Below are 22565 nucleotides of genomic sequence, written 5' to 3' on the forward strand. Positions count from 1 at the left end.
GTCTGCGGGGCCGCCGCGGTGCTGCAGCGACGGGTGCGGGGTCAGCCCTTGAACGCGCCGTCCATGATCCCGGACACCATCTGGCGGCCGAAGAACGCGAACAGCACGAGCAGGGGCACGGTCACGAGGAACGAGCCGGCCATCGCCAGGCCCAGGTCGACCGTGAGGTTGGACTGCAGGGCCTTGATGGCGATCTGCGCGGTGTAGACCTCCGGCGACTTCAGCACGATGAACGGCCACAGGAAGTCGTTCCAGGCGTTGACGAAGCCGAGCAGCCCCAGCACGAACGCCGCGGGCCTCACGATGGGGAAGGCGATCTTCGAGAAGATCTGCCAGCTGCTGGCGCCGTCCACGCGGGCGGCCTGCAGCAGCTGGTCGTCGATGGTGGCCGAGATGTGCTGGCGCATCCAGAAGATGCCGAAGGCGCTGACGAGCCCGGGGACGACGAGCGCCTGCAGCGAGTCGACCCACCCCAGCTGCGCGATGATCATGTACTGCGGGATGACCGACAGCGACGCCGGCACGGTCATCGTCAGCACCAGCAGCAGGAACAGCGCGTCGCGCCCCTTGAAGGCCAGCTTGGCGAAGGCGAACCCCGCCAGCGCGCACAGGAACGCCTGCCCGACGGCGATCAGCCCGGCCACCACGAGGCTGTTGAACAGCGACCGCAGGAAGGGGATGGTGTCGAAGACCAGCTGCGTCACCACGAGCAGCCGCCCACCGGGCACGACGCGCGGGGGCATCTCGGCGGCGGCCTCGGTGCCGGCGGAGGCCACCACGAACATCCAGTACAGCGGGAACAGGCACGCCAGCACGGCGAGGGTGAGGACGGCGTAGGTGTACCAGCGCACCCGCCCCACCTGGCGCCCGCGCGGCACCCGGTCCAGGCGCGGCTCCCGTCGTCGTCCTGGGCCCTTCGACCGCCCGGCGGCCGACGAGCGGTCCGGAGCGTCCACGAGCTGGGCCATCAGGCACGCCTCCCCACACGGCTGGACAGCAGGTAGTTGATCAGCGCGACCACCACGATGATGGCGAACAGGGCCACGCCGATCGCGGAGCCGTAGCCGAAGTTGAAGACCCCGAAGCCCTGCTCGAACTGGAACAGGGAGAGGGTCTGGCACTGCCGCTCGGCGCCGCAGGTGGTGCCCGAGGTGGGCTGCAGCAGCAGCGGCTCGGTGAAGATCTGCAGCCCGCCGATGGTCGAGGTGATGACCGTGAAGATGATCACCGGGCGCAGCGAGGGCAGCGTGATGTTGAAGAACTGCTTGACCTCGCCAGCGCCGTCCACGGAGGCGGCCTCGTACAGGTCGCGCGGCACCGCCTGCAGCGACGCCAGGTACAGCAGCGTCGTGTACCCGAACCAGCGCCAGGTCACCATGACGGCGATGAGCACGTGGCTGCCCAGCACGGTGTTCTTGAAGTCGACGTGCTCGAAGCCGAGCAGGCCGATGAAGAAGTTCAGCAGGCCGTAGTCGCGGTCGAAGAGCTGCGCGAAGACGATCGTCGTCGCCGCCACCGAGGTGATGTACGGGACGAGCATCGACATCCGCCAGAAGCTGGCGAACCGCAGCCGGGCCTTGTTGAGCACCTGCGCCAGCACGAGCGCGATGACCAGCTGCGGGACCGTCGACAGGATCCAGATGCTGAAGGTGTTGCGCAGCGCGTTCCAGAACCTCGGGTCCTCGCCGAGCCGGACGAAGTTGTCCAGCCCCACGAACGTGCGGTCGCCGATGGGGTTCCAGTCGAACAGCGCCACCACGAAGGTGAACACCAGCGGGAACAGCCCGAAGACGGCGAAGAGCAGGTAGAACGGCGCGACGTAGCCGTAGGGCGCCAGGCGCTCCCAGCGGCTCTCGACGGGCTTGGTGGCGGTCGTCCCGCGGGTGGCGCGGCCGGCCTGCGGGGTGAGGGTGGCGCTCACAGGTCACCCACCACGATCTCGACGTTGCGCACGCCCTTGGCCCACGCCTGCGCCGGGTCGGCGGCGCTGAGCTCGACCGCCTTGATGGCGTTCTGCAGCTCGGTGCCGATCTCGGCCGTGTACCGGCCGACGGGGAACGGGGTGATGTCGAGCACCGCCTTCGTGAAGATCGCGCCGGTGGGTGCGTTCGAGAAGTAGGGGTCGGTGAAGTCCGCCAGCTCGGGCTCGGAGTAGTTCTCCGGGGTGGTGGGCAGCGAGCCGGCGTCGACGAAGTGCTGCAGCTGGGACGCCGGCGACTGCACGCTGCGCACGTACTCCCAGGCGGCCTCCTTGCGCTCGGCCGCGGCGGGGATGGCGAGGTAGCTGCCGCCCCAGTTGCCGATGCCGTTGGGGATGGTGGCGAGGTCCCACTGGCCCTCCAGGTCGGGCGCCTGGGACTTGATGGTGCCGAGCATCCAGCTGGGGGAGCAGGTGACGGCGAACGCGCCGCGGCCGATGCCCGCGTTCCAGGCGCTGCCGAAGGAGTCGACCCGGGCGGAGATGCCCGCCGCCAGCGCGTCGAGGGACCAGTCGAACGCCTGCCTGACCTGCGGGTTGGTGTAGGCGTACCCGCCGTCGGCGTCGTAGAACTGCTCGCTGACCTGCCCGAGCGCCTGGTAGAAGACCGACGTCGCGGCGTTGTCCACGAACGCGTTCCCCGTGGCCTCGGTGTAGCGGCGGCCCGTCTCGATGAAGCTCGGCCAGTCCGGCCACAGCGCGCTGACCTCGTCGCGGTCGGTGGGCAGGCCCGCCGCGGCGAAGAGGTCCTTGCGGTAGGCGACGGCCAGGCCGCCGACGTCGGTGGGGATGCCGATCACCTGGCCGCCCCGGGTGGTCGCCTGGGCGATGACCCAGTCGAGGTAGGGCGCGCCGACGTCGTCGCCGCCGAGGCGCCGGTAGTCGACGAAGTTGTCGGGGGACAGGGCGAACTTGGGCAGGTCGGCGGCCTGCACGAGCGCGAGGTCGGGCACCTTGCCGCCGGCGATGGCGGTGGTGAGCGCCTGCGCGGTCTCCTGGGAGCTGCCGACCTCGGTGAGCTTGATGGTGACGCCGGGGTTGGCGCTCATGTACCGCTCGACGTCGGCCTTCTGCCCGATGCCCGTGAAGGACCAGAACGTGAAGTCCCGCGGGCCGGTGGGCGCCGAGGGTGAGCACGCGCTGGTGGCGGCCGCCGCTCCGAGGCCGGCGAGCGCGTACGAGAGGACCTGCCGGCGCGACGGCGCGCGCCGTCCGGGGGAGTGGGCGAGGGGTGGGGCGGTGGTTCTCACGGGGCTCCCCTGTCGTCAGGGGCACCTCGAGCGCCGTGCGGGTGGGGCGGGGCCGGTGGGCCGCGTCGTCGTCGCCGGGCCGGGTGCTCGTCGTCGAGCGGTCTTGATCTGCTGGTCAAGGACGTGTATCGATATAGGTTCTGTATCGATATAGAACCGCACGCCCGGCCCGTCGTCAAGGCGCGGACGGGGGTGTCGAGGACGACGACGACAGGGGAGGCTCTGCAGGTGGTCACCATCCGCGACGTCGCCGCAGCAGCTGGTGTGTCGCCCATGTCCGTGTCCAACGCGCTCTCGGGGACCCGGCCGGTCTCGGAGGTCACGCGCGTCAAGGTGATGTCCGCGGTCGAGCGGCTCGGCTACCAGGTGAACACCGCCGCCCGCAGCCTCCGGCAGGGCCGCACCGGGGTCGTCGGCGTGGTGGTGCCGACCCTCGAGAGCCAGTACTACGCCCAGCTGTGCGGCCGCCTCGTGCGCCGCTTCGCCGAGGCCGGGCTGTCCGCCGTGGTCGAGGACACCGGCGCCACGTGGGAGCGGCAGGCATCGGTCTTCCGCGACAGCCGCGTGGCCGCCTACGACGGCCTCGTGCTCTCCCCGATCGGCCTGTCCGAGGCGGAGCTGCGCAGCTTCGCCGGCCGCCTGCCGCTCGTCGTCCTCGGGGAGCAGCAGCTGCACCGCAGCGTGGACAGGGTCGGCATGGCCAACGCCGCCGGCGCCGCCGCAGCCACCCGCGTGCTGCTCGCGCGCGGCTGCCGCAGGCTCGCCGTGGTCGGCGCACCGCCGCTCGACCAGCTCGGCGAGCGCGCCGAGACCTCGCTGACCGAGGGGGCCGCCTTCGTGGAGCGCGCCCGCGGCTTCCTGGCCGCCACGCGCGAGGTGCCCGGCGTCACCACCACCTCGCTCTACACCGGGTCCACCCTCGCCGACGGCCGGCGGGCCGGGCACGACCTGCTCGCCGCCCACCCCGACGTCGACGGCGTGCTGTGCGCCACGGACACCCTCGCCTTCGGCGTGCTGCGGGCGCTGGCCGACCGGGGCGTGCGCGTCCCCGACGACGTGCGCGTCATCGGCTTCGACGACGTCGAGGAGGCCAGCTTCAGCGTGCCGTCGCTGTCCAGCGTCGACCCCGGCCACGAGGCCATGGCCGCGGCCGCGGTGGAGCTGCTCGTGCGCCGCATCACCGACCCGGGCGCCGCCCCGCGCGACGTGGTGGGCGAGGCCCGCGTGGTCGAGCGGCAGTCCACGGCCTGACGCCCCACCCAGGGGGCACACTGTCCCCGCACCACGCACCACGTCCGCTCGAACCCCCGGGAGGTGTCCTGTGGCCAGGCGCCGACTGCCGCTGCCCTCGATGGGCCGACGCGGCCTGGTCCCCTCGCGCGACCTCTCCCAGGACGGCGCCATCCCGATGGCCCGCCCGGTGCGGCGCTCCAGCCTGGTCGACAGCGGCGTCTACTGCGGCGGTGAGCGCGTCGCCTCCCCGCAGGACCTGTCCGGCACCGTCGCCGCGCTGCGCGAGGAGCCCGGGCGCACCGCGTGGATGGGTCTGTACCGCCCCGCCGCGCAGGAGCTCACCGCGCTCGCCGAGGAGTTCGACCTGCACGAGCTGGCCGTCGAGGACGCCGTCGTCGCCCACCAGCGGCCCAAGCTCGAGCGCTACGGCAGGACCCTCTTCGTCGTCCTGCGCGCCGCCCGCTACCTCGACGACGTCGAGGAGGTCGAGTTCGGCGAGCTGCACCTGTTCATCGGACCCGACTTCGTCATCACCGTCCGCCACGCCGAGAGCCCCGACCTGTCCGCGGTGCGCCGACGCCTGGAGGCCGACCCCGAGCTGCTCGCCCGCGGCACCGAGGCGGTGCTCTACGCCATCCTCGACGCCGTCGTCGACGGGTACGGCCCGGTCCTGCGCGGCCTCGGCACGGACATCGACGAGATCGAGTCGCAGGTGTTCAGCGGAGACCCGCAGGTGTCGCGGCGCATCTACGACCTCTCCCAGGAGGTGGTCGACTTCCAGCGCGCGGTCACGCCGCTGGTGTCGATCCTCGCCGGGCTCACCGCCGGCTTCGAGAAGTACGGCGTGGACGAGGAGCTGCAGCGCTACCTCCGCGACGTCGCCGACCACGTCACCGTGGCCGCCGAGCGCATCGACGCCTACCGCAACCAGCTGCGCGACATCCTCCAGGTCAACGCCATCCTCGTGGGGCAGCGCCAGAACGAGGAGATGAAGGCGATGACCGAGGCCAGCTACGCCCAGGGCGAGGAGGTCAAGAAGATCTCCTCCTGGGCGGCCATCCTCTTCACGCCCAGCCTCATCAGCGGGATCTACGGGATGAACCTCAAGATCCCCGAGACCGACACCGCCTGGGGCTACCCGTTCGCGCTGGGTCTCATGCTCGTGCTGTCCGTGGCCCTGTACGTCGCCTTCAAGCGCCGCGGCTGGCTCTGACCCGGCCCGTCCGCCGGGATGACGCGACACGCGGGACGGTCAACCCGCGGTCTGACGGCCGCGGAGCCGCCTGATCACTAGCGTGCGCTCGTGACGACGACGGGCGCCGAGGCGCTCCTGCCCTCTCCCCGGCCCCAGGGCGACGCCTCCGAGGTCCCTCAGTCCTCCGGCGGTGGTGAGAGCACCTCCCCGCCCGCGTCCGTGCAGCGTCCCCGCCTGCGCGGCGTCGACCTCGCCCGCGGGCTCGCGGTGCTCGGGATGTTCGCCGCCCACATCGGCGCGGCCCCCACCTTCCTGGCCTCCGACCCCAGCACCTGGGGCGGGGTGGCGCACGGCAGGTCGTCGATCCTGTTCGCCACCCTCGCCGGTGTCTCGGTGGCGCTCATGAGCGGTCGCACCACTCCTCCCGGTGACGAGGACGTGGTGGCCGCCCGGCTCCGGCTGCTGGTGCGCGCGGTCTGCCTCTTCCTCGTGGGCGGGCTGGTCCAGTACCTCAGCACCCCCGTCGCCGTGATCCTCGAGTTCTACGCGGTCCTCCTCGTGCTGTGCGTGCCCCTGCTGCGCTGGCGCCCCCGCCACCTGTTCCTCCTCGCCGCCGGCATCGCGCTGGTGCTCCCCGGGCTGCGGGCGCTGCTCGTCGCGGCACAGGGCACCAGCTCCTGGCTGGGCAGCGGCGGCGAGCTCGGCACGCTGGCCGTCAGCGGCATGTACCCGGCCGTGGTCTGGGCGGCCTTCGTCGTCGCCGGTCTGGGCGTGGGTCGCTGCGACCTCACCGCGGCGCGCGTCAAGGGCGCACTGGTGGCCGTCGGCGTCGCGCTCGCGGTGGTGGGCTACGGCGGCTCGTGGGCCCTCACCCAGGCCTTCCCCTCGATCGACCCGATGAGCCCGGCGAGCTCCTCGGCCGGCCCGTCGTCGAGCGGCCCGTACCCCGAGCCCCAGCAGGTGCCCGGCTCGGAGGTGGACCTCACCGGCTTCACGTGCATGGACCAGATGGACGGCACCTACTGGTGCGCCGACGACTCCGGGCCCAACGCGCTGAACGGCCCTCCGCCCGGGGCAGAGAGCGACGCCGGTGCCGGAGTCCCGCCCTTCACGTCCTCCCTGCGGGTCAGCGACTTCCTCGGCACCGCCGCCCACTCCGGGGCCACGCCCGAGGTCATCGGCTCCGGGGGCGTCGCCCTCGCCGTGCTCGGCACCTGCCTGGCCCTGGCCGACGCCCTGGGGCGCCGGCGGGCGGGTGGGCTGGTCGCGCCGCTGGTGGCGGTCGGGGCCATGCCGCTGACCGCTTACTGCGCGCACCTCGTGGCCATCGCGGTGGTCGGGCACCTCCCCGGCGGGATGATGGCCGAGGGGGAGCCGGGCTGGCTGTCGGGCAGCTGGCAGCTGTGGGCGCTGTTCGCGGGGGCCGCCCTCGTGGTGTGCACCCTGTGGGGCAGGTTCCTGGGCCGCGGGCCGCTGGAGCGCCTCATCAGCTGGACCGCACGGCGCGCCACCCGGGCGTGAAGCGGGTGTGAGCGGAGCGTGACGACGCGCCGTCCTCGGAGGCCGCTGAGGGGGGTGCCGTTGATCAGCGGAGGTGCCTAGTGCCATCCTCCGCCGTGCCCGGGTTCGACTTCACCACCGACGACGTGCCGCCGCTGCCCCTCGACGAGGGCTGGGCGCAGGCCGTGGCGCGCGAGCGCTTCGGGCTGGACGTGCGGGCGCGCTCGCTGGGGAGCCAGCAGGACGCGAACTTCCTCCTCACCCGTCACGACGACGACGCCAGCGGGCCCGCCGAGGTGGTCGCGGTGCTCAAGGCCTCCAACCCCTCGACCAGCGCCACCGAGGTGGAGGCCCATGACGAGGCCGCCGACCTGCTGGCCCGCCGCTGCCCGGACCTGAGGGTGGCGACGGTGCTGCGCGGCGACGACGGCGCGCCCCTGCGCCAGCGGGTCGCCACCCCGCACGGCGACGTCACCGTGCGGCTGATCCGCTTCCTGCCCGGAGGCACCGCCGTCGACCACGGCCTCCTGCGGCCTGCGCTCGTGGCGCGGATGGGCGAGGTGGCGGCGCGCGTCGACCTGGCCCTGGAGGGGTGGGAGCACCCCGGGCTGCAGCGCGTGCTCGAGTGGGACCCGCAGCACTCGCTGCGAGGTGTCGAGCTCATGGCGTCCTCGCTGCCCGCGGACCGGCGCGAGGGCGTGCTCGCCACCGCGCGGGCGGCGTGGGCGCGCGTGGCCGCGGTCGCCGACCACCTGCCGCAGCAGGCGGTGCACCTGGACCTCACCGACGACAACCTCGTGCTCGCCGAGCACCCTGCACCCGGCGGCGGTCGCACCCTCGACGGCCTCATCGACATCTCCGACCTCGTCTGCACGTGGACGGTCTCCGAGCTGGCCATCACGGTCTCCTCGCTGCTCCACCACGACGGCGTGCTCCACGCGGGCCCGTCGGCGGTGCTGCCCGCGGTGCGCGCCTACCACGAGGTGCGCCCGCTGTCCGGGGCCGAGGTGGCGGCGCTGTGGCCGCTGGTGGTGCTGCGCGCGGCGGTGCTCGTCACCAGCGGCAGCCACCAGGTGGAGGTCGACGGCGGCAACACCTACGCCAGCTCCCGGCTGGAGCAGAACGAGTGGCGCATCTACGAGCAGGCCACGGCTGTGCCGTGCGACGTGGTCACCGCGCTGCTGCAGCACGAGCTCGGTGCGGACGCCCCGCCGTCGTCGTCCCCAGTCAGCCCGACGACGACGGACGCAGCGGCGGCGGTCCCGGCGGCGCCGGCCGCCGTCGAGGACCTCGTGGCGGACCTGGCCGACGCCGCCGTGCTCGACCTCTCGTGGGACTCCGACGCGCTCGACGGCGGGGCGTTCCTGCGCCCGGGCCTGGTGGCGGAGCTGGCCGGGGCGCACCTGGAGCAGGGCGCCCGCGCCGTGGTGACCCGCTGGGGCGAGGCGCGCCTGGCCGGCAGCCCGGCGCTGTCCGCCCAGGCGCCCGCCACCGTCGCCACCGGCGTGGAGGTGTGGCCGGCCCGGCCGCTGGTGCTGCGCGCGCCGTGGGCGGGCGTGCTGGAGCGCACCTCCGGCGGGCTGGTGCTGACCGCCGGGGAGGACCGGCTGGTGCTGGCCCTGGACGACCCCGACCCGGCGCTCCTCACCGACCCGGGCGCCGTGGGCGCCGGCCGGGCGCTGGCGGAGCTGGCGGCGGGGGAGCGGTTCGCCGTGCAGCACCTCACCGGCGGTGCCGGTGGGGGCGTCGAGGCGGTGCCCCTGCTCGTCTCCGCCGCGGAGGCGCCGGGCTGGCTGGCGCACACGGCCGACCCGGCCCTCCTGCTCGGGCTCCCAGCAGCCCCGCCGCGGCCCTCGGCCCGCGACGCCGCGCGGGAGCTGCTCGTGCGCCGCGACGACGGCGTGCTCGCTGAGGTGCAGGAGCACTACTACTCCGGCGCCGTCGAGCCGCCGCGCGTCGAGCGCGGCTGGCGCCACCACCTCGCCACCACCGACGGCCGCGTGCTGCTCGACATGCTCAACAACGTCACGGTGGCCGGGCACGCCCACCCGCGCATCGCCGCCGCAGCCAGCCGGCAGCTGGCCCGGCTCAACACCAACTCCCGCTTCCACTACGCCGGCGTGGTCGAGCTGTCCGAGCGCCTGGCGTCGCTGCTGCCCGACCCCCTCGACACGGTGTTCCTCGTGAACTCCGGCTCGGAGGCCACCGACCTGGCCATCCGCCTCGCGACCGTGGCCACCGGGCGGCCCGACGTGGTGGCGGTGCGCGAGGCCTACCACGGGTGGACCTTCGCCTCCGACGCCGTCTCCACCTCGGTGGCCGACAACCCCGCCGCGCTGGAGACCCGCCCGGCGTGGGTGCACACCGTGGAAGCGCCCAACGCCTACCGCGGCCGCTACCGCGCTGCCCGGGGAGACGACCTGGGCCGCTACGCCGCCGACGCCGTCGCCGCGGTCGACGCCCTGGCCGCCGCGGGCCACCCGCCGGCGGGGTTCATCGCCGAGGCGTTCTACGGCAACGCCGGTGGCATGCCCCTGCCCGACGGCTACCTGGAGGCCGTCTACGCCGCCGTGCGCCGCCACGGAGGGCTGGCGATCGCCGACGAGGTGCAGGTCGGCTACGGCCGTCTCGGCTCGACGTTCTGGGGCTTCCAGCAGCAGGGTGTGGTGCCCGACGTCGTCGCCGTCGCCAAGTCGGTCGGCAACGGCCACCCCGTCGGCGCGGTCATCACCACCCGCGAGGTGGCCGCCCGCTACCGCGACGCCGGCTACTTCTTCGCCTCCACCGGAGGCAGCCCCGTCTCCTGCGCAGTGGCGATGGCGGTGCTCGACGTGCTCCAGGGCGAGCAGCTGCAGGAGAACGCCCGCGTCGTCGGGGCGCGCCTCAAGGGCGCGCTGACCTCCCTCGCCGAGCGCCACCGGCTCATCGGGGCCGTGCACGGCGAGGGCCTCTACCTCGGTGTGGAGCTCGTCCGCGACCGCGAGACCCTCGAGCCCGCCCGCGAGGAGACGGCTGCGCTGTGCGACCGCCTCCTCGACCTCGGCGTGGTCATGCAGCCCACCAGCGACCGGCAGAACGTGCTCAAGGTCAAGCCGCCGCTGTGCGTGGACGAGGCCGCCGTCGACTTCTTCGTGGCCGCCGTCGACAGGGCCCTGTCCGAGATCGCCTGACCCGCGGTGGCGGCCGACCTCCCATGATCGTCGTGGTCATGGGAGGTCGGCCGCCCGGAGGAGCCCTCAGCCGCGCAGCAGGGGGACGACGTCCTCGGTGAACTGGGTCAGGAAGCGGGTCTGGTCGTGGCCGGGCCCGTGGAAGACGAGGTGGTCGAAGCCGGCCTCGACGTAGCCCGCCACGGCGGCGGTGACCTCGGCGGGGTCGTCGGTGACGATCCACCGCTTCGCGACCTGCTCGATCGGCAGCTCGTCGGCCAGGCGCCCCATCTCCACCGGGTCGTGCACCTGGGACTTCTGCTCCGCGCTCAGCGACAGCGGCGCCCAGAAGCGGGTGTTCTCCAGCGCGCGGGTGCGGTCGCGGTCGTAGGAGACCTTGATCTCGATGGTCCGCTCGATGTCGGCCTCGGTGCGCCCGGAGGCCTCCAGCCCCTCGCGCAGCGCCGGCAGCAGCGTCTCGGAGTACAGGTCCATGCCCTTGCCGGAGGTGCAGATGTACCCGTCCCCGGCGCGCCCGGCGTACTTGGTCACCCCCGGGCCGCCGGCGGCGATGAACACCGGCACGGGCTGGTCGGGCTTGTCGTAGACGGTGGCGTCGTGCAGGCGGTAGTACTCGCCCTCGAAGGTGACCCGGTCCTCGGTCCACAGCGTGCGGATGAGGCGGACGGCTTCGCGCAGGCGGGCGAAGCGCTCACGGGTCTCGGGGAAGGCCGAGCCGACGGCGTGCTCGTTGAGGGCCTCTCCGGTGCCGACGCCGAGGATGACCCGCCCCGGGGCCAGGCAGCCCAGGGTGGCGAAGGCCTGGGCGATGACGGCGGGGTTGTAGCGCAGGGTGGGGGTCAGCACCGAGGTGCCGAGGGCGACGCGGGTGGTCTTGGCGGCCACCCACGGCAGCCAGCTCAGCGCGGAGGGGGCGTGTCCGCCCTCGTGGCGCCAGGGCTGGAAGTGGTCGGAGATCCACACGGAGTCCAGTCCTGCTTCTTCGGCCTGGACGGCGTAGTCGGCCAGCTGGGCGGGGTCGAACTGCTCCGCGGAGGCCTTGTAGCCGAGCTTCAGCTCGCGACGCTCATCACTCATGCACCGATCCTGGGCCCTGGCGCCCCGCGCTGCGAGGGCGCCCCGGCAGCGCCGGAGCTGTGGCGCACGCAGTTGCGCCCGGCGCGCTTGGCCTCGTAGAGGGCCTGGTCGGCCCGGTCGATGAGGCGGGACAGCACGTCGGAGGCGCTGCCGCCCTCGGTCTCCTCGGCTCCCGCGACCTCGCCGGCGGGAGCGGTCGCGGTGCCGATGCTGACGGTGACCGGCGGCAGTCCTGGCGCCCGCTGCTGCTCCACCGCCGCCCGCAGGCGCTCGGCGGCCGCGGCGACGGCGTGGTCGTCCTTCCAGGCACCGATCACGGCGAGCTCCTCGCCGCCGAGTCGCACCACGAGGTCACCGGCGCGCACGTCCTCCCGCAGGGCGGACGCCGTGGCCACCAGCACCTCGTCGCCGACGGCGTGGCCCCAGGTGTCGTTGACGGCCTTGAACCCGTCGACGTCGGCCAGCACCACCCCGACCACCTCCGCGCGGCGAGCCGCCCCGCTGAGCAGGGCGCCGGCGGCCTCGCCCATCCCGCGCCGGTTGAGCAGGCCCGTGAGCACGTCGGTGCGGGCCTGCAGGGCGGTCTCGGCCTGCATGGCGCGGACCGCCCGGGCCAGCACCCCGATGATGACGACCGGCACGAGCGACGCCAGGACCAGGGCGCTCACGGAGAACAGCCCCAGCGCTGCGCCTTCGTCGCGGTGGAAGGCGATCACCACCTGCCCGGCCACGACGACCGCCGTCAGCGGCGCCAGACGCGGTCCCCGCCGGAACACGATCCCGGTCACGGGCACCAGGGAGAGCACCACGGCGCACACCCACTGCCAGGTGGGGTCGCGCACGAGCACCGCCTCGACGACGAGCATGCCCGTGGCGCCGCACAGCTGCGCGAGCGCCTCGCCCTCCGTCAGGCGCCGGCGCACCGCGCCCCAGAGCGCGAGCAGCGCCCAGGTGCCCGCGACGGCGAGCAGCGTGGGCGGTGGCACGGCGAGCACCCCCGCGCGGGCGAGGCCCACGGCGACCAGGACCTCCGCCGCCGCCCCCGCGTTCATCGCCACCACGAGAGCGGTCCGCCAGTCGTAGGGCGCGGCCAGTGCGCGCAGCCGCGGACCGGGTCCCCTCACCCTCGTGTCATCGGCAGGGGGAGCAGAGCGGTCAAGTCCTCCGTGCGCCGGACGCAGCGGCTCCCGCATGCGGTCAGGTCGAGCTCCAGGAGGGGGCCGCGTCCGCGCGCGAACCGCGGCAGACCCGGTTCCTCCCCTCGCGCTTGGCCTCGTACAGCCCCTGGTCGGCCTCGTCGATGAGACGGGCCAGCGCTCCGGAGGGGCTGTCGGTGGCGACCCGGCGGGCCGGCGCGCTCGCCGTCCCGATGCTCACCGTGACGCGCGGCAGGCCCAGGACGTCCTGGTGCTCGACCGCTGCCCGCAGGCGCTCGGCGGTGACGGCGACGTCGTCGTCGTCCTTCCAGGCGCCCACGACGGCCACCTCCTCACCGCCGAGGCGGACCACGAGATCGCCATCGCGGACGTGCCGGCGCAGCGTCTGCGCGCACGCGACGAGCACCTGGTCGCCCACGCCGTGCCCCCAGGTGTCGTTGACCCTCTTGAACCAGTCGACGTCGGCGACCAGCACCCCCAGCACGCGTCCGTCCTGCGCGGCGCCGGCGACCACCTCGGCAGCGGCCTCGCCCATCCCGTGGCGGTTCAGCAGCCCGGTGAGCGCGTCCGTGCGGGCCATGTGCTCGGCCCGCTCCTGCGCCGCGCGCACCGCCGAGGCCAGCACGAAGACGACGACGACGGGCACCAGCGAGGAGAGCAGCACCGCGGAGAGCGTGTACGCGGCGAGCAGCGGGTCGGGGTGGCGGGCGAGCACCACGACCACCTGGCCCGCCACCACGAGGAGCGTGAGGAGCGCCAGCAGGGAGCGGCGCAGGAACATCACCCCCGCCACGGGCACCACGAAGAGCACCGTGGCGCACACCCACTGCCACGTCGTGTCCGGCACGAGCACCGACTCGAGCACCAGCAGCGCGCTCACCGCGCTCAGCTGCACCAGGGCCTCGCCCTCGGTGAGGCGCCGGCGCGCCAGGCACCAGGCGAACAGGACGGCCCAGACGCCGGCGACGACGAGCATGGTCGAGGTGGCGACCTCCAGCACGCCCCTGCGGCTGAGCTGCGCCCCGATGAGCACCTCGACCACCCCGGCGCCGAAGAGCACGGCGAGCAGCCCGGTGCGCCAGTCGAAGGCAGCGGTCAGACCCCGCGCGCCCTTCGAGACCCCCGCCACCCACCGGTCATCGGCACGCGGGCGTGCGCCGCACAGGTCCCCGTGCGGCAGACACCAGCGCCCCCGGTGTCAGGAGTGCTCGACCGCGGCGCGCTCCACCGGGAGGGCCGCCACGTAGCGGCGCAGGTAGGCGTCGAAGCCGGCGACGTCGCCCGCGTCCGGGTCGAGGGTCTCCAGCTGCGCGTCGGCGAAGACGGCCTCGTCGAGGTAGGTGGCCAGGTCCCGCTGCTCGGCCGCCTCACCGGCCTCTCCGGAGGCGGCGCGGGCGGCGGTGAAGGCCGCCAGGACGGCGATGCCCCACGCCCCGCCCTCGGCGGCGACGTCGCCGACCGACACGGGGGTGTCGATGGCGGCGGCGAGGTGGCGCTGCGCGACGCCCTTGGTGCCGAACACGCCGCCGTGGGCGAACATCCGGTCCAGGCGCACGCCCTCGGCGGTCAGCACGTCCATGCCGATCCGCAGCGTGGCGAACGCCGCGTAGATCTGCGTGCGCATGAACGTCGACAGGTCGAACGGGCTGCCGGGCGTGCGCAGGAAGAGAGGACGCCCCTCCTCGAGGTCGGTGATGGGCTCACCGGACAGGTAGTTGTAGGCGAGCATCCCGCCGCCGTCCGCGGCGCCGTCGAGGGAGGCCTCGAAGAGGGTGCGGAAGACTCCTGCGTCGTCGAGGGGTGAGCCGGCGGCCGCGGCGAACTGCTTGAACAGCCCCGCCCACGCGTTGAGCTCTGAGGCGCCGTTGTTGCAGTGGACCATCGCCACCGGGTCACCGGCGGGGGTGGTCACGAGGTCGAGCTCGCGGTGGACCTGCGAGAGCGGCCCCTCCAGGACGACCATCGCGAAGATCGAGGTGCCGGCGCTGACGTTGCCGGTGCGCGGGGCCACCGAGCCGGTGGCCACCATGCCGGTGCCGGCGTCGCCCTCGGGCGGGCACAGCGGGGCCCCGGCCTGCAGCGCGCCGCTGGGGTCGAGGAGGCGGGCTCCGGCCTCGGTGAGGTGGCCTGCGACCTCACCGGCGGGCAGCACCCGGGGCAGCACGTCGGTCAGCTGTCCGGCGAACCCCGCGCCGGCCAGGACGCGCTGCGCGGTGGCGAGCCGGTCGGCGTCGTAGGTGCCGGTGGAGCTGTCGATGGGGAAGACGCCGCTGGCGTCGCCCACGCCCAGGACGTGCTCTCCCGACAGCGCGTGGTGGACGTAGCCGGCGAGCGTGGTGGCGGTGGCCAGGCGCGGCAGGTGCTCCTCGCGGTCCAGCACGGCCTGGTGCAGGTGCGCGATGGACCAGCGGTGGGGCACGTTGAAGTCGAGGGCGGCGGACAGCTGCTCCACGGCCTCGCCGGTGTTGGTGTTGCGCCAGGTGCGGAAGGGCACGAGCAGCTCGTCGTCGGCGTCGAGGGCGAGGTAGCCGTGCATCATCGCCGAGACGCCCAGGCCCGCCAGGCGGGTCAGCTCGACGCCGTGCTCGTCGCGCACGGTGGCCGCCACCTGGCCGTAGGCCTCCCGCAGGCCCGCGCGGACGTCCTCCAGCGAGTACGTCCACAGCTTGTCGACCAGCTGGTTCTCCCACGTGTGCCCGCCGGTGGCCAGCACGCGGTGGTCCGGTCCGATGAGCACCGCCTTGATGCGCGTCGAGCCGAGCTCGATGCCGAGCACCGCCCGTCCCTCAGTGATCTCCGTCGATGACTGCGTCGCCACGGGCACAGCCTGCCCGATCCGTGGGAGCGTTCACACCGCGGGGCCGCCGCACGGGTGGCGAGGCGCGGACCGGCCCGCCGCAGCCGTGCCTCCGCTAGCGTCGTCGTGTGGGCGACCCGCGGACCGGCGCGCTGCGCGCGGCCCGCGGCCTCGCGCTGGCGCTCGCCGTCGTCGCCATCGCGGCCGGGGCCCACCTGCTCGGCGGCGGGCAGCTCCCGCCCCCGCTCCTGCTGGCCGGGGTGGTCGTGGCCGCGGCCTGCACCGGCCACGCCGTCACTGCTCGCCGGCTGGGCGGCCCGTCGGCGCTGGCCGTGCTCGGAGCGGGCCAGGTGGTGCTGCACGCGGCCTTCGAGCTGCTGGCCCCGGGCGGCCCGGGCGCCCTGCCAGCGTCCGGGCTCGTCGCTGCCGGCGCCCACACCCACGCCCATGCCCACGCGGGGGCGTCCCACCTCGGTCTCCCGGACCTCTCCGGAGCCGCCGACGCCGCCTCGAGCAGCTCCGACCCCGTCCTCATGCTCGCAGCGCACGTCGCAGCCACGGCCCTGACGGCCGCCGTCCTGGCGAGCACCGACCGGTCCCTGTGGCTGCTGAGGGCCTGGCTCGCGCCGCTGGTGCTGCTGCTCGCTGTGCGCGCGCCCCTGGTGCGCTCCCGCCGGGGAGGCCTGCGGGCGCCCGCCGCCGACGCTCTCCTCGCCCCGCCGCACCAGCCGGCCCTGTGCCGCACCACCTCGCGCCGCGGTCCGCCCCGGCGGGTCCTCGCGCCGGCCTGACCGCACCCCGCACCGGCGGGTGCGCGGTTCCGCCGGTCGTGCCGTCAGACCCCCGCAGACCTCGACGACGACGCTCCCGGCCGCGTGCCGGCTGCTGCGCCGTCGCGGGTCGCCGCACGTCCGGAGGACCCCGTGACCGCCTCACACCTCACCCCACCCACCGCACCCACCGCACCCGCACCCGCACCCGCCACGTCCGCAGCCGGACCGTCGGCGTGGTCGCGGCTGCGCCCGCTGGTGCTGCGGCTGCACTTCTTCGCCGGGGTGCTCGTCGCCCCGTTCATCCTCGTGGCCGCGGTCACGGGTGGCCTGTACGCCGTGGCGCCGCAGGTGGAGCAGGTCGTCTACGACCACGAGCTGCACGTGGCGCCGTCCGCCACCGCGCTCCCGCTGGACGCGCAGGTCAGCGCGGCCCTCACCGCGCGGGGCGCCGGCAGCGAGAGCACCCTCCTCGCCGTCCGTCCCGCACCGACCCCGTCGGACACCACCCGCGTGCTGTTCAGCGACCCGTCGCTGGGGGAGTCCTACCGGCTGGCCGTCTTCGTCGACCCCGGCACCGGCGAGGTCCGGGGGCAGCTGCCCGTGTACGGCACGTCGGGCTCGCTGCCGCTGCGCGCGTGGGTGAGCGAGCTGCACCGGAACCTGCACCTGGGGGAGCCGGGCCGGGTCTACAGCGAGCTGGCCGCCTCGTGGCTGGCGGTGCTGGCCGTCTCAGGTCTGGCGCTGTGGACGACGCGGCGCGTCACCTCCCACCGCCTGCGGCGGACGCTCCTGCTGCAGCGCGGCACCACCGGCCGCGCCCGCACGCGGTCGCTCCACGGCGTCACCGGGACGTGGATGCTCCTGGGGCTGCTGGCGCTCTCCGCCACGGGCCTGACGTGGTCGACCTACGCGGGGGAGCGCGTCACCGCGCTGCGCTCCGCCCTGGCCTGGGAGACCCCCGCCGTCGACACCGCCCTGGGTGACGCCACCGCCGGGGCCGGGGCGCAGGGCTCGACCGCCGGGCACGAGGACCACACCTCGATGGCGGGCACGGCAGGGATGGACGGCTCCACGCCCTCCGCTGCGGACCTGGCCGCGCAGACGACCTCCGTGCTCGCCGCCGCGCGCGCCGCGGGGCTGGACTCCGCCCAGGTCGAGGTGGAGCTGCCCGCTGACGCGACCTCCACCTGGAAGGTCGACGAGGTGCACCGCAGCTGGCCCGAGCAGGTCGGCAGCGCCGCGGTCGCCGTGGACGCGCCGACGGCCGAGGGCGGACGGCCCAGCGCTCACGTCGTCGACGTCGTGAGGTTCTCGGACTACCCGTTCATGGCCAAGATGGCCCGCTGGGGCATCGACGCCCACTCCGGCAGCCTCTTCGGCCTCGCCAACCAGCTGGTGCTGCTGGCGCTGGCCGCGGGCATCACCGCGTCGGTGCTCTGGGGCTACCGGATGTGGTGGCAGCGCCGGCCCGACAGGTCCACCCGCTGGGGCGTCGGCAGGCCGGCGCAGCGCGGAGCGCACCGGTGGCTGCCGCTGCCGGCGCTCGTCGTCGTCCTCGTGGTGACGGCCGCGGTGGCGTGGGCCCTGCCCGTGCTGGGGGTCAGCCTGGCGCTGTTCCTGCTGGTCGACGCGGTCACCGGAGCCGTGGTCAGAACGCGCACCACCTGAGCGGGCGTCGAGGGTCCCGACAGCGGCTCACCGGGGCTGAGGTGCTGACAGCTCGGCGCACCAGCGCGTGAAGCCCTCCACGAGGAACGCGGTGGCCACGCGGCTCACCCGGGCCCGCGGCGCCATGAGGTCGAACGCGTGGAAGCAGCCGGGGTAGACGCGGCTCTCCACCCGCACGCCCGCCTCGCGCAGGCGCTCGGTCCAGGCGACCACCTCGTCGTGGAACGGCTCGGCGTCGCCGACGAACGTCAGCACCGGCGGCAGCCCGCGCAGGTCCTCGGCCCGCGCGGGCGCCGCCGTGGCGGGCACGGAGGCGCTGCCGCACAGCGGGCCGAGGTAGGCGTCCCAGCCGGCGTCGTTGGTGGCCGAGCTCCACACCGGCGCGGTGCTGCCCGTCGAGGACGGCGTCGGCCGGTCGTCGATCATCGGGTACAGCGGCACCTGGAAGGCCACCGCCACGTCACCGCGCTCGCGGGCCAGCAGGCAGGTCGCGGCCGTGAGGCCGCCGCCGGCGCTCTCGCCTCCCACCACCAGCTGGTCGTCGCGGGCGCCCAGTCCGGCGGCGTGGTCTCGCAGCCAGACCAGCGCGTCGTAGCAGTCGTGCAGGGCCGCCGGGTACGGCTCCACCACCGACAGCCGGTAGTCGGGCAGGACGACGACGCAGCCCGTCGCGTCCACGAGCCGGCGGGCCGTGCCCACGCTCATCTCCGGGGAGCCGACGGCGTACCCGCCGCCGTGGACCCACAGCACCGCGGCGCTGGGTGCCCCACCGCGCTGCCGCCGGACGACGAGCGCGCGCGTCCGGCCGCCGTCGCGCCGAGGCAGCCAGCGCTGCAGCTGCTCCACGCCGCCGCCGAGGTCCTTGTGCGCCGGCGTCGGACGCATCGCGCGACCGGTGGCGGAGACCGCGTTCGCCAGCCTCACCTGGAGCCGGTGGCTGCGGGCGCTGCGCGGGGTGACCAGGCCCATGAGGGCCGCCGCCCGCCTCAGCTCCGGGTCGTACTGCGACACGTCCACCGCTGGTCTCCTCACCGCGCGCCCGCGCGGGCCGCTGGTCCCGCAGCGTGCCACCGCGCGCGACGGTGGAGCGGGACGGGGAGGATCGGGCGGGTGGACGCGGCACGGCTCTGGGTGGGCACCAGCTGGAAGATGACCAAGACCCGTGCCGAGGGCGTCGCGTGGGCGCGGGCGCTGGTCGCCGCGGCCGCCGACCGCGGGGGCGAGGAGGCCTGGGCGGGCGTGCAGCCCTTCGTGGTGCCGCCGGCCACCGCCATCTCCGACGTGGCGGCCGCCCTGCAGTCGCCCGGCACCTCCCGGGTCCTCGTGGGCGCGCAGGACGCGCACTGGGAGGACGCCGGCGCCTGGACCGGCGAGCTGTCCGTGCCCCAGCTGGCCGACGCCGGCGCGCAGCTGGTGGAGCTCGGGCACTCCGAGCGCCGCGAGCACTTCGCCGAGACCGACGAGCGGGTCGCCCTCAAGGTGTCGGCCGTGCTGCGGCACGGGCTGCTGCCGCTGGTCTGCGTGGGCGAGACCGCGCAGCAGCGCGACGCCGGCCGCTCGGTCGACGTCGTCCTCACCCAGGCGCGGGCCGCCCTCGACGCCGCGGGGGACCAGCGCTGCGTGATCGCCTACGAACCGGTCTGGGCCATCGGCGAGCACGGCCGCGAGGCCCGCCCCGAGGAGGTCGCGCCCGTGGTCGCGGCGCTCGCGGACCTCGTGGGCGAGCGCGGAGGCACGCCGGCGCGCAACCCCGTGCTCTACGGGGGGTCGGTGACGGTGGAGGGTGCGCCGGGCGTGCTGGAGGTGCCGGGCGTGGACGGCCTGTTCGTGGGGCGCACCGCCTGGCGCTCCGAGGGGTTCACCGCCCTGCTGGACCTCGCCGCGCGCTGACCCGCGGCGGCCCAGCGGCTCAGGACCCAGCACCCAGCGCCTCAGCGCAGGTCGAGGTCAGCGGCGGACCCGGCCGGGTCCGCCGCGACCGAGGCGCGTGGAGCGAGATCCACCTGCGGGTGCGACCGGCCACGGGCAGGGTGAGGCGCATGGCCACACCCCTGCGCATCCTCTTCATCGGCGGCACCGGGATCATCAGCTCCGCCGCGTCCGCGCTCGCCGTGGAGCGCGGGCACGAGCTGCACGTCCTCAACCGCGGCACCACCTCGCTGCGCCCGCTGCCGGAGCAGGCGGTCCAGCACACCGCCGACGTCCGCGATCCCGCCGCCGCGCGCGAGGCCCTGGGAGACCTCGAGTTCGACGCCGTCGTCGACTGGCTCTCCTTCACCCCCGACCACGTGCGCACCGCCACCGACCTCGTGCGCGGCCGCACCGGGCAGTACGTCTTCATCTCGTCGGCGTCGGCCTACCAGACCCCGCCGGAGCGGCTCCCCGTCACCGAGTCCACCCCGCTGCGCAACCCGTTCTGGCAGTACTCCCGCGACAAGATCGCCTGCGAGGACCTCCTCACGCAGCTGTACCGCGAGGAGGGCTTCCCGATGACCGTGGTACGCCCCTCGCACACCTACGACCGCACGCTGGTGCCCTTCGACGGCGGCTGGTCGTTCGTGGAGCGGATGCGGCGCGGGCAGCCCGTCGTCGTCCCCGGAGACGGCACCTCGCTGTGGACCCTCACCCACCACACGGACCTCGCCGGGGCGCTCCTGCCGCTGCTCGCGCAGCCGCGGGCGCTGGGGGAGGCCTTCCACATCACCGGCGACGACGCCTGGACGTGGGACCAGATCGCCCGGGCCCTGGGCCGCGCCGCCGGGGTGACCGACCCCGAGCTGGTCCACGTGCCCTCGGAGGCCATCAACGCCGTCGACCCCGAGTGGGGTGCCGGGCTCCTCGGCGACAAGGCCCACTCGATGGTCTTCGACAACAGCAAGGTCAAGGCCCTCGCGCCCGGGTGGCGCGCGGTCGTGCCGTTCGAGCGAGGTGCGGAGGAGATCGTCGCCTGGCACGACGCCGACCCCGCGCGCCGCTCCCTCGACGAGCGCTGGAACGGCGTGGTCGACGGCCTGGTGGAGCGCTTCCGGGTCCGCTGACGGTGGGCCGGCGGTCGACTGGGGGCGTCTCCCATGTCGATCAAGACCTGGGGCGAAAGTCCTCATGGTCCTCTGCCGATGGTCGGGGGGTCAGCCGCCAGCCCCCCGAACGGGAGACGCCGTGTTCGCTCGCCTGCGCGACCTCAAGGTCGCCACCAAGCTCTTCGCCGCGTTCGGCGTCGTCTGCGTCCTCCTGCTGACCGTGCTCGGCATCGGGGTGCTGCGGCTGTCCGAGGCGCAGGAGCGGCTCGACGACATGTACTCCGGCAACCTCATCTCCCTGGAGGCGCTCGCCGCGGCGCGCCTGGACATCCAGCTGCTGCGCCAGGACACCTCCCGCGCCCAGGCGGGCATCAACGACCCGAAGACCATGAAGCTGGCCCTGGACGGCAACGTCGAGCACGAAGCCGCCCTGGACGAGGACTGGAAGCGGTACGACTCCGGGAAGACGGGAGCCACCGCAGAGCAGCGCGCCGAGGCCTGGAAGCTGGTCGGCCAGTGGCGCGAGGAGCGCAAGGCCCTCTTCACCTTCGCCCAGGCGGGCGACAACGCGGGGTACAGCAAGCACCGCGACGACGTGGTCGCCCCGCTGACCACCCAGATCGCCAAGGCGATGGACGGCCTCTACGCGGCGGAGCTCGCGAACGGCGCGGCCGACGCGAAGGCCGGTGCCGCCGCGTTCCGCAGCGCCATGACCCTCATGGTCGGCGCGGCCGTCATCGCCCTCGCGATCGCCGTCACCACCGCCGTGGTCCTGGCGCGCTCCATCTCCCGCCCGCTGACCCGCGTGCTCGACGTGGTCAAGGGCCTGGCCGAGGGCCGCCTGGACCAGCGCACCGGCATCACCAGCAGGGACGAGGTCGGTCAGCTGGCCAGCGCCACCGACGAGTCGGTGGCGAACCTCGCCGGGGTGGTCCGCACCATCAAGACCCGCGCCGACGACCTGACGCGCGCCTCCGAGGGCCTGACCGGCGTCTCGGCGCAGCTCTCGGCGGGTGCCGAGGAGTCCTCGGTGCAGGCCAACCTGGTGGCGGCGGCCTCCGAGGAGATCTCGGTGTCGATGTCGACCATCGCCGCCGCCGGTGAGGAGATGACGTCCGCGATCGGCGAGATCGCCGCTTCCACCGCCACCGCGGCCCAGACCGCGGCCGACGCCGTGTCCACCGCGCAGGAGGCGGACGCGATCCTGACCCGCCTGGGCACCTCCAGCCGCGAGATCGGCGAGGTGGTCAAGCTCATCACCTCCATCGCCGAGCAGACCAACCTGCTGGCGCTGAACGCCACCATCGAGGCCGCTCGCGCCGGCGAGCTCGGCAAGGGCTTCGCGGTGGTGGCCGGCGAGGTCAAGGAGCTGGCCCGCCAGACCGCCCAGGCCACCGACGAGATCGTCGGCAAGGTCTCGGCCACCCAGGCGGACGCCGCTGACGCCACTGCGGCGATCTCGCAGATCAGCGAGGTCATCGGTCGCATCGACGCGCTCCAGGCCACCGTCGCCTCGGCCGTGGAGGAGCAGTCGGCCACGACGGCGGAGATGGTGCGGTCGGTGACCGAGGTGTCGTCAGGGACGCGCGAGATCAGCGCCAACATCGTCGGTGTGGCGACGGCGGCTCGCGAGACCACCTCCAGCGCTCAGGCCACGACGACCACCGCTGACGACCTGCAGCGCACCGCGCGCGAGCTGCGCGAGTCGGTGGCGGCGTTCCGCCTCTGAGGCCGACGTCCGGACGCC

At 74.5% G+C, this 22565-nt stretch carries 17 protein-coding genes; 9 read left to right on the plus strand and 8 right to left on the minus strand.

The window, feature by feature from the left end:
- Positions 1-41: 41 nt before the first annotated feature.
- From FMM08_RS05540 to FMM08_RS05550, 3 genes are read right to left on the minus strand one after another with little or no spacing between them, the layout of a single operon-like run.
- Complete coding sequence (locus FMM08_RS05540; RefSeq protein ID WP_147925384.1) at positions 42-968, minus strand: carbohydrate ABC transporter permease; 927 nt, start codon at positions 966-968, stop codon at positions 42-44.
- Positions 968-1921, minus strand: a complete 954-nt coding sequence (locus FMM08_RS05545; RefSeq protein ID WP_147925385.1) for a carbohydrate ABC transporter permease — start codon at positions 1919-1921, stop codon at positions 968-970. Before FMM08_RS05545 ends, FMM08_RS05540 begins: the two co-directional genes overlap by 1 nt.
- On the minus strand, positions 1918-3228 hold the full coding sequence (locus FMM08_RS05550) for an ABC transporter substrate-binding protein (RefSeq protein WP_147925386.1): 1311 nt from the start codon (positions 3226-3228) through the stop codon (positions 1918-1920). Before FMM08_RS05550 ends, FMM08_RS05545 begins: the two co-directional genes overlap by 4 nt.
- Before the next feature lie 228 nt (positions 3229-3456).
- Between FMM08_RS05550 and FMM08_RS05555 the strand changes: the two genes are divergently transcribed.
- The 4 genes from FMM08_RS05555 (at position 3457) to FMM08_RS05570 (ending at position 10326) form a co-directional block, all read left to right on the plus strand.
- Complete coding sequence (locus FMM08_RS05555) at positions 3457-4479, plus strand: LacI family DNA-binding transcriptional regulator (protein WP_147925387.1); 1023 nt, start codon at positions 3457-3459, stop codon at positions 4477-4479.
- A 70-nt stretch (positions 4480-4549) separates the two neighbouring features.
- Positions 4550-5674: a magnesium and cobalt transport protein CorA gene (locus FMM08_RS05560; protein WP_222710449.1), complete on the plus strand. Its 1125-nt coding sequence runs from the start codon at positions 4550-4552 to the stop codon at positions 5672-5674.
- Between the two features lie 90 nt (positions 5675-5764).
- The gene (locus FMM08_RS05565) at positions 5765-7177 is read left to right on the plus strand and encodes a heparan-alpha-glucosaminide N-acetyltransferase domain-containing protein (protein WP_147925388.1); all 1413 of its coding nucleotides are present in this window, start codon (positions 5765-5767) and stop codon (positions 7175-7177) included.
- 95 nt (positions 7178-7272) lie between these two features.
- On the plus strand, positions 7273-10326 hold the full coding sequence (locus FMM08_RS05570; RefSeq protein WP_222710450.1) for an aminotransferase: 3054 nt from the start codon (positions 7273-7275) through the stop codon (positions 10324-10326).
- 66 nt (positions 10327-10392) lie between these two features.
- Here FMM08_RS05570 and fgd read toward each other — a convergent pair whose 3' ends face one another.
- From fgd to FMM08_RS05590, 4 genes are all read right to left on the minus strand, one after another.
- Positions 10393-11403: a glucose-6-phosphate dehydrogenase (coenzyme-F420) gene (gene fgd / locus FMM08_RS05575; RefSeq protein WP_147925390.1), complete on the minus strand. Its 1011-nt coding sequence runs from the start codon at positions 11401-11403 to the stop codon at positions 10393-10395.
- The gene (locus FMM08_RS05580) at positions 11400-12527 is read right to left on the minus strand and encodes a GGDEF domain-containing protein (protein ID WP_187279569.1); all 1128 of its coding nucleotides are present in this window, start codon (positions 12525-12527) and stop codon (positions 11400-11402) included. Before FMM08_RS05580 ends, fgd begins: the two co-directional genes overlap by 4 nt.
- Positions 12528-12600: 73 nt before the next feature.
- Entirely contained in the window at positions 12601-13689 is a 1089-nt protein-coding gene (locus FMM08_RS05585) for a GGDEF domain-containing protein (protein ID WP_147925392.1), read from the minus strand.
- Between the two features lie 69 nt (positions 13690-13758).
- Positions 13759-15378: a xylulokinase gene (locus tag FMM08_RS05590; RefSeq protein ID WP_147925393.1), complete on the minus strand. Its 1620-nt coding sequence runs from the start codon at positions 15376-15378 to the stop codon at positions 13759-13761.
- 107 nt (positions 15379-15485) lie between these two features.
- Here FMM08_RS05590 and FMM08_RS05595 point away from each other — a divergent pair, with 107 nt between their 5' ends.
- Positions 15486-16148 (plus strand): hypothetical protein, encoded by a 663-nt coding sequence (locus tag FMM08_RS05595; protein ID WP_147925394.1) that lies wholly within the window; start codon positions 15486-15488, stop codon positions 16146-16148.
- A gap of 132 nt (positions 16149-16280) precedes the next feature.
- The gene (locus FMM08_RS05600; protein ID WP_147925395.1) at positions 16281-17798 is read left to right on the plus strand and encodes a PepSY-associated TM helix domain-containing protein; all 1518 of its coding nucleotides are present in this window, start codon (positions 16281-16283) and stop codon (positions 17796-17798) included.
- Between the two features lie 27 nt (positions 17799-17825).
- On the opposite strand, the gene FMM08_RS05605 is transcribed toward FMM08_RS05600, so the two are convergent.
- A complete protein-coding gene (locus tag FMM08_RS05605; RefSeq protein ID WP_222710451.1) occupies positions 17826-18815 on the minus strand; it encodes an alpha/beta hydrolase in 990 nt (329 codons plus the stop codon).
- Positions 18816-18908: 93 nt separating this feature from the next.
- Between FMM08_RS05605 and FMM08_RS05610 the strand changes: the two genes are divergently transcribed.
- The 3 genes from FMM08_RS05610 (at position 18909) to FMM08_RS05620 (ending at position 22547) form a co-directional block, all read left to right on the plus strand.
- Positions 18909-19688: a triose-phosphate isomerase gene (locus tag FMM08_RS05610; RefSeq protein ID WP_255472092.1), complete on the plus strand. Its 780-nt coding sequence runs from the start codon at positions 18909-18911 to the stop codon at positions 19686-19688.
- Between the two features lie 149 nt (positions 19689-19837).
- Positions 19838-20836 carry an NAD-dependent epimerase/dehydratase family protein gene (locus FMM08_RS05615; RefSeq protein WP_147925396.1) on the plus strand — a complete coding sequence of 333 codons (999 nt, stop codon included), beginning with the start codon at positions 19838-19840 and terminating at the stop codon, positions 20834-20836.
- Positions 20837-20957: 121 nt separating this feature from the next.
- Positions 20958-22547, plus strand: coding sequence for a methyl-accepting chemotaxis protein (locus FMM08_RS05620; RefSeq protein ID WP_255472093.1), 1590 nt, complete (start codon positions 20958-20960; stop codon positions 22545-22547).
- Positions 22548-22565: the final 18 nt, after the last annotated feature.

The organism is Quadrisphaera setariae (assembly GCF_008041935.1).
GTDB classification, from domain to species: Bacteria; Actinomycetota; Actinomycetes; order Actinomycetales; family Quadrisphaeraceae; genus Quadrisphaera; species Quadrisphaera setariae.

Excerpts from the sequence above, each read along its gene's own strand:
- FMM08_RS05540 (WP_147925384.1), bottom strand. The coding sequence starts at position 968 with ATGGCCCAGCTCGTGGACGCTCCGGACCGCTCGTCGGCCGCCGGGCGG.
- fgd (WP_147925390.1), bottom strand. The coding sequence starts at position 11,403 with ATGAGTGATGAGCGTCGCGAGCTGAAGCTCGGCTACAAGGCCTCCGCG.
- FMM08_RS05615 (WP_147925396.1), top strand. The coding sequence starts at position 19,838 with ATGGCCACACCCCTGCGCATCCTCTTCATCGGCGGCACCGGGATCATC.